This window comes from Moorena sp. SIO4E2, assembly GCF_010671945.1.
Classification (GTDB): domain Bacteria; phylum Cyanobacteriota; class Cyanobacteriia; order Cyanobacteriales; family Coleofasciculaceae; genus Moorena; species Moorena producens.
Map to the genome: position 1 here is coordinate 3,898 of NZ_JAAHIE010000133.1, position 11,585 is coordinate 15,482.

8 protein-coding genes are annotated in these 11,585 nt (G+C 43.7%); 4 read left to right on the forward strand and 4 right to left on the reverse strand.

The window, feature by feature from the left end; translation table 11 throughout:
- Positions 1-719 precede the first annotated feature (719 nt).
- Entirely contained in the window at positions 720-2,171 is a 1,452-nt protein-coding gene (locus tag F6K37_RS15915) for a pre-peptidase C-terminal domain-containing protein (RefSeq protein WP_008179870.1), read from the forward strand.
- A gap of 774 nt (positions 2,172-2,945) precedes the next feature.
- Here the strand turns inward: F6K37_RS15915 and F6K37_RS15920 are convergent.
- A complete protein-coding gene (locus F6K37_RS15920; protein WP_008179877.1) occupies positions 2,946-3,662 on the reverse strand; it encodes a thermonuclease family protein in 717 nt (238 codons plus the stop codon).
- Between the two features lie 781 nt (positions 3,663-4,443).
- On the opposite strand from F6K37_RS15920, the gene F6K37_RS15925 reads away from it, so the two are divergent.
- Together F6K37_RS15925 and rpsD are read left to right on the forward strand one after the other, a co-directional pair.
- Positions 4,444-5,406, forward strand: coding sequence for a deoxyhypusine synthase family protein (locus F6K37_RS15925; RefSeq protein ID WP_287251123.1), 963 nt, complete (start codon positions 4,444-4,446; stop codon positions 5,404-5,406).
- Positions 5,407-5,914: 508 nt separating this feature from the next.
- Complete coding sequence (gene rpsD / locus F6K37_RS15930; RefSeq protein ID WP_008179879.1) at positions 5,915-6,523, forward strand: 30S ribosomal protein S4; 609 nt, start codon at positions 5,915-5,917, stop codon at positions 6,521-6,523.
- 384 nt (positions 6,524-6,907) lie between these two features.
- Here rpsD and moaA read toward each other — a convergent pair whose 3' ends face one another.
- Both moaA and F6K37_RS15940 read right to left on the reverse strand, forming a co-directional pair.
- Complete coding sequence (moaA, locus tag F6K37_RS15935) at positions 6,908-7,894, reverse strand: GTP 3',8-cyclase MoaA (protein WP_287251124.1); 987 nt, start codon at positions 7,892-7,894, stop codon at positions 6,908-6,910.
- Positions 7,895-7,945: 51 nt separating this feature from the next.
- Positions 7,946-9,157, reverse strand: a complete 1,212-nt coding sequence (locus F6K37_RS15940; protein ID WP_008179885.1) for an RNA-guided endonuclease InsQ/TnpB family protein — start codon at positions 9,155-9,157, stop codon at positions 7,946-7,948.
- A gap of 531 nt (positions 9,158-9,688) precedes the next feature.
- Here F6K37_RS15940 and F6K37_RS15945 point away from each other — a divergent pair.
- Positions 9,689-10,612, forward strand: a complete 924-nt coding sequence (locus F6K37_RS15945; RefSeq protein WP_008179887.1) for an alpha/beta hydrolase — start codon at positions 9,689-9,691, stop codon at positions 10,610-10,612.
- A gap of 3 nt (positions 10,613-10,615) precedes the next feature.
- Here F6K37_RS15945 and F6K37_RS15950 read toward each other — a convergent pair.
- Positions 10,616-11,585 (reverse strand): RNA-guided endonuclease InsQ/TnpB family protein (locus F6K37_RS15950; RefSeq protein WP_287251126.1); only part of this gene is annotated, 970 nt, incomplete at its 5' end.

Genomic DNA, 11,585 nt, shown 5'->3' on the forward strand with positions numbered 1-11,585 from the left:
AGTCATGAATCCTAGGTGGGCAGTGCCTATCAAGCCTATTAACAGCTGATCTGATCTGTCTGGTGCACTGCCCACCCTACATGAACTTACTGAAACTCAAGGATCTACTTTTATTGAACAATTGAAAAGTAATAATTATGATTTAAAACTATTTGAAAGAGGGGATTATAAGCTATAAACCTGGCTGACCATAGAAGATATTATGGTATTGATTCCAACCGTTTTAAATAACCTTTTCCGCACCCTGATTATGAAAGTTGTTAGGATCCGGTAGACCACTATAGCTATAGTAGGAGAGTTGACCGTTGGGCTTTAGAGCGACTAGGCTTAGAAACTTTCCTCAACATTGCCTCAACATTTTCCGGACTCAAAGGGGATGTTGAGAATTTAGAGTAATCCAGCAGAGCTAATTTATAAAGTAAATATAAAGAGCTCAAATCCTTTGACAGACATGGATTTCCGGGAACAGGGCGTGCACAAGCGCCCGAATTATTGAAAGCCTTTCAGCGCCATGGTTATAGCTTCTTTTACCAATCAGCTCTGACCGCTGTGATAATTCAGCTAATTTCGTTCAAAATTAAGAGCTGATAAACTTTGCTTACAAATCTTAAAAAACTAGGTGTGGTTTATTACCCTGTAGATGTAGGAAAGCGCCAGTAAAATCCAGTTTTTGGGCTAATTTACAGTGCTTTTCACAGAAAAGAAACAAGTAGTTAATCATGGGTACTTTCAATTTAGGCACTTTCAGCGGCAATCCCATCAGCCGCAATCGGTACACACTCACTACCTCAGACGCCACTGATGTGTTTAAGTTTAGGGTCTCAAACAACCGTCAAATTAACCTAAATCTACACAATATCAGTGCGGGAGATGATGCTAACCTCAGACTCTACCGGGACACTAACAACAATGGCATCTTTGACTTGGGCGACCAACAAGTGGCTAGCTCTTTACAGGGTGGCAATGCTAACGATGTTATCAACTACAGTGCTACCAGTGGCACTTACTTTGCCCAGGTAAAACGCTACGCTCCTAGTAGCAATGGAATTGTTTCCTATAATTTAGAGTTGTCTGGAACTAGCAAACCAAATACCTATCAGCCCTTGAGCCCGAACCAAGTCTTTTCCCTCAACAGTAACTTAGAGGCAGACCACATTATCTACCTTGACTTTGATGGTCATACTACCACAGGTACCTCATGGAACAAGAACTTCGGGAGTTCCATTGTGACCCCTGCCTATGACACGGATGGGAATACTTCCAATTTCTCCACTGCTGAGAGAGAGACTATTTGGCGCATTTGGCAACGGGTGGCAGAAGACTTTAGTCCCTTTGATGTGAATGTGACTACTGCCCAACCTTCCGATGACCAACTCAAAAAAACCAGCGGTAGTGATTCCCAATGGGGCATTCGCGTTGTCATTGGGGGAGATGGTTCCTGGTATCAAAAAGGTACCGGTGGTTTGGCTTATATGGATTCATTCAACTGGGACAGTGATACCCCCGCCTTTATTTTTTCAGAGAATCGCGCTGGAGGCAGTGAGAAATCGGTGGCTGAAGCTATTAGCCATGAGGTAGGTCATACCTTGGGTTTGTCTCATGAGGGTGATTCCACCAACGACTACTACTATGGTCATGGCAATGGCAGTGTCGAAACCGGGTGGGCTCCTATTATGGGAGAGGGCAACGATCGAAATCTCAGTCAATGGAGCAAAGGTGAGTATACCGGTGCCAGCAACCAAGAAGATGACCTAGACATCATCACTGGGCAAAATGGTTTTGGCTATCGCCGGGACGATTATAGTAACCAGCTAACCAGTGCAGCAGCGCTATCGATCAATGATGGTCAGGTGGAAAATTATGGCATCATTGAAAAAAATAACGACATTGACTGGTTTGAGTTCAATTCAACAACGGGCAACATAGCCCTAGATATTAAGCCTTTTGAGCGAGGACCTAATTTAGACATTCTGGCTAAGCTATATAATGCTTCCGGTCAACTGATTAGCTCTTCTAATCCCATCGGTTCTCTGTCCGCTAGCTTTAATCTTGATCTCAGTCCAGGGCAGTATTATCTAAGCATTGATGGTACGGGTCAAGGAAACTTAGCTACCGGATACAGTGATTACGGCAGCTTAGGACAATACTCTATTACTGGCACGGTTGCTTAGACTCTGCAATCTAATGCTTTAGAAACGTTCCTCAACATCTTCTGATCTCAAAGGGGATGTTGAGAATTTAGACGAGTTTAACCCTTCCTCACCCAATTCCGAAATTCTGCTACCAACTGCAAATAATCTTTGGTGTCCACCTCTGCTAAAAATCCCTCAATTTCCCCTATAGGTAAACCAGGAAAAGCCAAACTTTATTGACTATATTCTCGATCTCGTAACTGATAAATCTCAAAAGATTCACCATCATAACGCCAAACTTCTGAAACCCCTAACTCGGCATATATAGCGCTACGCTTAGCGTCAGAAGTGAGAAGTCAGAATTCAAAAGTAAGCTAGGACTAGGTTTCGGAGTTTATAAATGTCCTAATCTTAATGCGTAGTGCTATACTGCCAAACGGTTCATAGAACTACTGGTAATATCAATTTATACTACATCTGGAGCTGGAGCGGTTTCTAAGTTAATCCTTTTTTTGCCCTTAATTATGCTAATATTTTGGATATAAAAGTTTTTAGGTAACTTCGGAATAGGGAATAGGGAATAGGGAATAGGGAATAGGGAATAGGGAATAGAGCAGTTGGCATTCAACCTAAGTATTGATTATTGCCAATATATAAGTGGACTGTATCTTTTTTGTCCAATTTTATTAATTAACTTATCTGCCAATGGCTATATGACCTACATTCAATGTTCTTAACCCTACTCCCTACTTCCTACTCCCTACTCCCTAAAACCCAGAACAAAAGTACCTCAACCAATTGAGAACTGCTATATTACTTCAGCGTCTGCTTAAAGGTATCCTCAAACTGATCTTTAGTAAGATTTCCAGCTTCTAGGTCTTCACAGAGGGTTTGAATTTTTTCTGTAAGCTGCTGATATTCATCTGGGTCTGCAAGTAGGGCTTTTTGCTTTTTCTTAAGGGGACGAAACAACCAAGGCTCGATAAATCCGGACTTCGGTTCTTGCCATAACCCTTTTCCTTGGCGTTCCGCATCTGCCTCTGCCAACAGAAGGGAAATAGCCATCTCACGAGGGCACTTACTAAAATAATCGTAATAAATCAGTGCTAATCCTTCTTTTACTAAACTATGCTGAATAAACGTGCCATCCAATAAGTAAACTTCGCCAATTCTACGATTGTAGCGAGTGTCGATGTCGGTAATTCTCAATTTAACTTTATTCCTGTTTTCTTCTACCAACTGTTTGACCCAGTCTTTCCCTTCGTTGCCCCACTTAAATTGACTTTGATAGAACGCATTGTCCTGATTTTTATCCTCAAGTTTTTTGTAACCCCACCCCTTAGGAGTTTCTGGTGCATCAATGTAAACGAACCGCACTGTAATGTCTTCTCCGGAGGCATCAATCACATCAATAGTGTCAGCATCGGAAACTTTCTTAACAGCGTAGGTTTCTAGGGACTCAAAGTATGGCGGTACTTGAGGAGCAACTGACCCTACTTTACTTAAAATTTCACTAATCAAGTCTGTCATGGCGTTAATTGTATCAGGACTGAGGTAGGAGTAGTGGATGAACAGGCAATCAGTGCCTCAAACCCACAGCCGATTCTACTCTAGATTTTAGACTAACCATAGCAAAACACTTACTAGCTGTCCATTCCCTTCAATCATCCTACAACAAAAGCAACGCCAGATGAGGGAGGTCACTTATTTCCCTGTCCGCTCCACCAGTGACCTTCAAGACAGGTGTTACCGGATTGATATACAATAAGAGATTGTGATAATTGTTAAAAACAACACCAAATAGAGAAGCGTTGCTGGTGATCAGGCATTTCTTGATCTCAAACGCAGTTGAAACCCCTTGTGTACAAGCGGCGGGGATAAAAACAACTTAGGGGCGTTATTTTCCTTGTCTACGAAATTTGTGGCGAGGAATCATAAACGTCAAAAGCTAGTTTACTAGATCAGGATTTTATAGCAGTGTTTGGTGGTGAAAAAAACCCTAGCTGCTTCCCCCTGAGAGACTGCATCAAGGCTTAAGTATAGTCAAAGTCAGCCCTGGGAGTTTTGCTCCGGAGCCAACGGTACTATGTTTTAAATTATATGAAGACTTGATCTCCTAGCTTGTTTTCTTCCTGCTTTAACTGAGGGAGAGTTCAAGTTCGCACTAGCAGGTTTTTAATCAAGGCTGTTAACTAACTGCTGCTTCCGTTTTTTTACCATTTTATCAATGGGTGATTCTGCTGTTTCTAAAACGTTTATCTATAGTTCTGTAAAGTACTCAACTGTAAGACCCACTATTGGAGGAAAAACTATGATTCGAGAGTTCATGAAGAGAAATTTTCGACACTTTAATGCAGCTGTGTGTGTTGAGGCGGCTGAAGGATGGGTGAAACACCTGGAATCTGGTAATAAAATGTTTCTGACTATGGCTGGTGCCATGAGTACAGGAGAGCTGGGTATCTCTCTGGCTGAAATGATTCGCCAAGACAAGGTACATGCCATTTGCTGTACCGGAGCGAATCTTGAAGAGGATATCTTCAATCTGGTTGCCCACTCTCAATATAAGAGAGTACCGGATTATCGTTCACTGAAACCAGAAGAGGAAAAGGTTCTTTTTGAGTCCGGTATGAATCGAGTTACTGATACCTGTATCCCTGAAGAAGAAGCGATGAGGAAAATTGATCGGCATATGGTGAAACTGTGGCAAGCAGCTGATCAATCTGGCAAAAGCTTTTTCCCATACGAGTTCATTTATCAACTTATTGAAAGTCAAGAGCTTAAAGACTCTTATGAAATTGATCCTTGTGACTCATGGGTGATGGCAGCATGGCAGAAACAAATTCCTATTTTTGTTCCTGGATGGGAGGATTCAACTCTGGGAAATTCCTTTGTTTCTGAAGTTATCAAAGGCAATATCAGTCGCTTGAATGTTGTGCGGAGCGGTCTGGAGCTGATGGTATTTCTTGTGAATTGGTATCAGGAAAATACTAGAGATTTTTCCATGGGGTTCTTTCAAATTGGGGGTGGAATTGCTGGAGATTTTCCCATCTGCGTTGTGCCACTGATCCACCAGGATCTCAAGGAAGACTGTAAGTTGTGGAGTTACTTCGCCCAAATTAGCGATTGTACCACCTCATACGGTTCCTACAGTGGCGCACTACCTAGTGAAAAGATTAGTTGGGGCAAACTTGATACGGACACCCCTAGTTACGTGATTGAATCGGATGCATCAATTGTAGCTCCGCTGATTTTTACTTACGTCCTGGGTCACTAATATCATGTCCGGTTGAATACTTACACCCTTGGCCCAATCGAAGGCATGTGGCACAAGTAAAGGAATAAGGTTTAATCGGAGATGGTTTTTTATCACTAATTATCCGGACATGATATAACCCTAGAAGTGATTATTTATGGTAGTTGTGTCATAATCATTGAGCGGTCAGCTTATTTTATTCAAAGGTGCGCTTTCCGCATCTAATTATTAAATTCGCCACGGGTCGCACCTAAAAGCACCGATTGCGCTACGCGCACGCTGCGCGAACAGTACCGTGGCCACAGGCCAATCGCTGAATGCTGAATGCTGATAGCTGAATGCTGATAGCTGACCTTCTCAGGTGGTTTGCACTATGGAAATTCCCGTAGATAGGGCTATTGAGCTAACACCTGCCCGGAATCTTCCCCATGGCAATTTCCTTATGCCCACGGCCCTAATAAATTGTATGATAATAGTTTTGGGAAATCTTTAGTCAAGATAGTACACAAAATAGTAAAGAGGAAGTTATATGGCTCGATATAGAGGCCCGCGTCTGCGGGTCGTTCGCCGTCTGGGTGATTTGCCCGGTTTAAGTCGTAAAACGCCGCGCCGTGCCTATCCCCCAGGTCAACATGGTCAAAACCGTCGGAAACGCTCAGAATATGCGATCCGTCTCGAAGAAAAGCAGAAACTGCGCTATAACTACGGAGTGACTGAAAAGCAGTTAATTCGCTATGTCCGTAAAGCTCGTCGAGCCACCGGTTCCACTGGACAAGCTTTGCTGCAACTGCTAGAAATGCGACTGGATAACACAGTCTTCCGCATGGGTATGGGAGGTACCATCCCAGCGGCTCGTCAGCTCGTGAGTCACGGTCATGTTACAGTAAATGGTACAGTAGTCAATATTCCTAGCTATCAGTGTCGCCCTGGCGATGTGATTGCGGTTAGAAACCGTGATCAATCCCGCCGTCTAGTAGAACGTAACTTGGAATTTCCTGGCTTAGCAAACCTTCCTAGCCATTTAGAGTTTGATAAGAACACCTTCACCGGGAAGGTGAATGGGATTATTGATCGGGAATGGGTGGCATTACAAATTAACGAGCTACTGGTGGTTGAGTACTACTCCAGGAAAGTCTAACCCGAGTTGAAGGTTGACAACGGTTGAAAGTTAACAGGTTGAAGGTTGACAACGGTTGAAAGTTAACAGGTTGAAGGTTGACAACGGTTGAAAGTTAACAGGTTGAAGGTTGACAACGGTTGAAAGTTAACAGGTTGTTCGCCTGTGGCGTTCCTGTAGGGTAGGTTGAAGGTTATAACCTGGAACCTGCTAACCTGTAACCTGTAACCTGCTAACCTGCTAACCTGTAACCTGGAACCTTCAACCTGACTAACCTGCAACCTTCAACCTGACTAACCTGCAACCTTCAACTTGACTAACCTTCAACCTTCAACTTGACTAACCTTCAACCTTCAACTTGACTAACCTTCAACCTGCTAACCTGCTAACCTGCAACCTAAAAAACTATCCGCCGATTTGTGACATCGTCCTTGTATATGAACCATCGATACCAGAGTCTCTCTCCTTGAAATTGATTTCTGGTTTAATCATCAGCAACTGTCTGACCTGCTCTCTTAAGTCAGCGGTATCAACGCCGCTGCGTAGAGCAGTTTTTAAGTCAACTTGACCTTGTTCATTAAGTAGGCAGGGACGCAGCCAACCATCAGCAGATAGACGCATCCGATTGCAGCGATCGCAAAAACATTCTGACATCTGACTAATAAATCCCAGGGTGCCCTTGGCACCAGGAATCTGGAACACATCAGCTGGGCCATTACCCCGGACACTGGATTCTATCAAACCCCAGCGTAAGTGAATCCGTTGCCGTAATTCTTCCGAAGGTACCCACGCCCGCTGACCAAATAGCTGGGAGTTCCCGATGGGCATAAACTCGATAAATCTAACGTGCCAGGAGCGGTGAATGGTTAGAGCAGCTAAATCCAGCACTTCCTGGTCATTAACTCCTGGAATTACCACCACATTCAGCTTTAACGGGTCAAATCCAACCTGATGGGCAGCTTTTATCCCTTCCCAAGTCTGTTCCCAGCGCGAACGTCCCCGATTGCCGATAATTTGGTCAAATGTCTCTCGATTGAGGGAGTCCAGACTAATATTAATCCGCCGTAAACCCGCCTGGTAGAGTTCCTTTGCCATACCAGCCAGTAAAAAGGCATTGGTAGTCATCGCTAAATCTTGTGTTTCCGGTAAAGATGCGATCGCTCTGACTAACTCCACTACACCTGGACGCAATAGGGGTTCACCTCCCGTGAGGCGAAACTTTCTAAATCCGACCGGGATAAACACCTCCTTGACCAGAGTCAGCAGTTCTTGATCAGTGAGTAATTCTTGCCGTAGGATATAGTCAAGCTCTGCTCCTTGAGGCATACAGTACTGACAACGGAAGTTGCAGCGGTCAATCAAGCTAATCCGGAGATAGTCTACAGTATTCATATATTGCACCGGATCATGGGGTTTCAAAGGGTTTTGTTGACACTCCCCGGCCTAAAGGCGCGGGGATTCTTCAATCAACGACCCGACTTGCTGAACCTGGCCGGAACCAAGAACAGTAGAGGTCAGATCTCCTGAAGCCTTCGGGTCTATGACCCAAGTTCCGACGTGCCCCGTCGTACTTATGGCTCGATTTCGGATATTGATAGCGGCATTATGGTCTCTGTCAAGTTCACACCCACATTTACAGGCATGAGTTCTAGTAGATAAGGATTTCTTGACAGTTTCGCCACACTCAGAGCAGTTTTGACTGGTATAGGCGGGGTTTACTGCGACAGTTACCCTGCCTAACTTAGTCCCAAAGTGCTCCAACCATTTCCTGAATTGATACCAACCAGCGTCATTAATAGACTTAGCAAGGCAGTGGTTTTTAACCAGGTTTTTAACTCTTAAATCTTCGTAGGCGACCAGGTCGTTAGACCGGATTACGCAACGTGCCAGTCTCTTAGCATGTTCTTCACGTTGCCTACTTATTTTAAGGTGCTGCCTGCCTAATCTGTTAACCGCTTTCCTGCGATTGGATGAGCCTTTCTTTTTTCGAGAAACTCGACGTTGATAAAACTTTAAGCGTTTCTCCCCTTTTCTATAAAATCGGGGATTTGGTTCGGAGTGACCATTGGAATCTGTATAGAACTCTTTAAGTCCTACATCCAGCCCAATCATCTCACCTGTGTACTCTATTTCCTCTTTTACGTTAACTGCAACGCAAAATTGAACGTAGTACCCATCAGCTCGCTTAACTATCCGAACTCGGTTGATTTGCTTTTTGTCGAAGCGCCATAAATCCCAGGTACCTTTGAGCTTAAGCTTTCCGATCCCCTTCTTGTCCGTGAACGTTATTGATTTCTTGTCAGGGGATAATTTCCATCCTGACTTCTTATATTCGACAGACCGAGCATGTTTTTGGAACTTGGGAAAACCCTTTTTACCTGGGACTTTTTTCTTGCAATTATCGTAGAAGCGAACAATCGATGACCATGCCCTCTCAGAGGCAGCCTGACGGGCAGTAGAGTTCAATTCATTAGCAAAGGGAAACTCTTTAGCCAGGATTTTAGAATACCTACTAAAGTCACTTTTCCCTGTCCCTTTATTGTCTAACCATAGACGAATGCAGCTATTACGAATGAATTTAACCGTCCGGAGCGCCTCGTCTATTGCTGAATATTGGGACTCTTTACCTTTCGCTTTAAACTCTAGTATAATCATTGACCTTGACCTTGACCTTCGGTCACGCTACCCGAACGGTCACGCTACCCGAACGAATCTCGACCTCTTTCGATATATATTTATACTAACAGAATCGTATAAAACTTTCAAGTATCAATCAAGATTCTCTTCTACGCGACTTTAGTCGCTAGTCACTTTCATCCCCGGTCTTTAGACGCGGGGCTTTCAGTGTTGGGAACTCGAGTAAGCACTTACACAGAATTAATCGCCTACTCCAAATCTCTGTAACCTTTACCCTGCAAGGCTTTGAGTTTTGGAAAATGTGTAATTAATTTTGTGTACCTGCTTAATAGGTTATACCTATTCCGGAATATGTCCCTCAGCCCTTGTAGCTAATGCTATGCAGCATCTCTTTCCAAGAATCCAGTGATACTGCAACTGTTAGGGTGCATTCCTTTTCTTGCAAAGCCTATTCTGTGTCCCTCAAGGGAGTGTCACAATTGGTTACTCATGGTGTCCTCCCCTACCTAAAATCGATAAGAAACTACCAGTATTCCAGATTTAGGGGAAATGACCGACAAACCAGATTTTCTTCTATACGCACAACACGGATGGGCGGATAACTCTAAAGCGATGGCACGCCTTGCCCAATCCTTAGCCACATCCCGCACTGCCATCATTACTCCCGATCTCGGTTGGTTCAAAACTTGGCTCTGGATAGAACCCCTAATCAACCAACTCGAACACATTGTCTTAGATACCATTGTCACTTATCCCCAGACACCAATCCGAATTATTGGTCATTCCATGGGTGGCTTAATTTGGCTAGAACTCCTCAGCCGTCACCGAGACTGGTGGTCACAAGTAGAATCCTTAGTGTTGATTGGTTCTCCTATTGGTGGTGCAGATGTAGCTAGAATTATTGACCCCTTGGGCATTGGTATTGGTATCGCAAAGGATTTAGGTATCAACCGCCGACAACTAGCAGAGTCCATTGGCGCAGTGATTCCCACATTAGTAATAGCTGGTGATAGTGATCACGGTAGCGACGGCACGATTACAATAGAGACAACCAAGTTTTCTCGTAGTCAATTCGTTTGTTTACCTAATGTGCATCATGCTGCTCTCAAAAATCATCCTTTAGTCGCAGCAGAAATCCAGAAATTTTGGGCGAATCCAGTTATCACACAACCTCCTCCACCAGGAGACTTTATTACTAGCTTAATTCAACAATTACACTCAGTCCCAGGTATGACTGATGGTCATGGTAGAGATTTTCACCGAGCCAAGACCTATATAACATTTAAAAATGGCATTTCCATTCGGACTTGGAAGAATCCTTTACTAATACACCATGTATTTGTGGCTAGCCCTGAAGGAGACTGTCTCTACAGTGGTTTTGTAGGTTGGATACATAATCAAGCCTTATATCAAACCCTTGGGACTTTGACATGCTCCCTCGTTAAATCGGAGATTATAACGAGGGATTCCTAAACCTCACGACTTAGGTTTACTGCTTTTGCGGCACTTATCTAGGTTGTTACCAACCCCTGACAGAACGCCTACACAGTCAATTTCCTCCACGGTCTGCCCGACCGCAGCGATACCTCGTTGACAAATCACTTGGGCGGCTGCAACATCTCGGTGAATTTCATAACTACATTCAGGGCATTTGTGGAGTCGTTCAGATAAATCTTTCTTGCCTGTATGTGCCCCACAATTGGGGCAAATTTGACTCGTATACCTATAATCGACCTTGCCAAAATATATACCCCGTTTCCAACACACCCAAGCCAGAATATTGAAGAACTGACCAAAACCTGCATCAAGAGTATGCTTACTCAGCATTCCTTTTGCCCAGGTTCTAAAGTCTAAGTCTATGTCCTTCGGACAGGCTTCGCCAACAACAAATATCATGCCCGCTTGGTCACACAAATGATCAGCTAACTTAAAGTGGAAGTCTTTTCGGGTATCTGTGATTTTTTGATGTAGTCTAGCAATTTTATGATTGAGTTTATGTCGATTCGCTGAACCCAATTTCTTTAACTTCAGTCTACGTTGCAGTAATTTCAACTCGCCGTGTAGTTTTGTTAAAAACTTTGGACGTTCAATTAACTCACCATCAGAAGTTGCTAAGAACTTATCTAACCCAACATCAATCCCCAGTGGATGCCCCCATACTGGTGTATCAGGAACACTTACGTCACTCTGCAAAGCAATCATTGCAAAATAACCACTGGCTCGTCTAACCACTCTCACTTGCTTGATTTTGAACCCCTCAGGTATTGGTCGTGATAATCGCATCTTGACCATCCCAATTTGAGGTAATTTAATCAAATCATTGACTACGGGATTAGCCTTAAACTGAGGGAAGACAAAAGACCGCATTCGATACTTATTTTTGAATCGTGGGAACCCATGTCCCTGATTCTTCATGCTTGTAAATGCTTTGTCCAGTGTCTTAAGC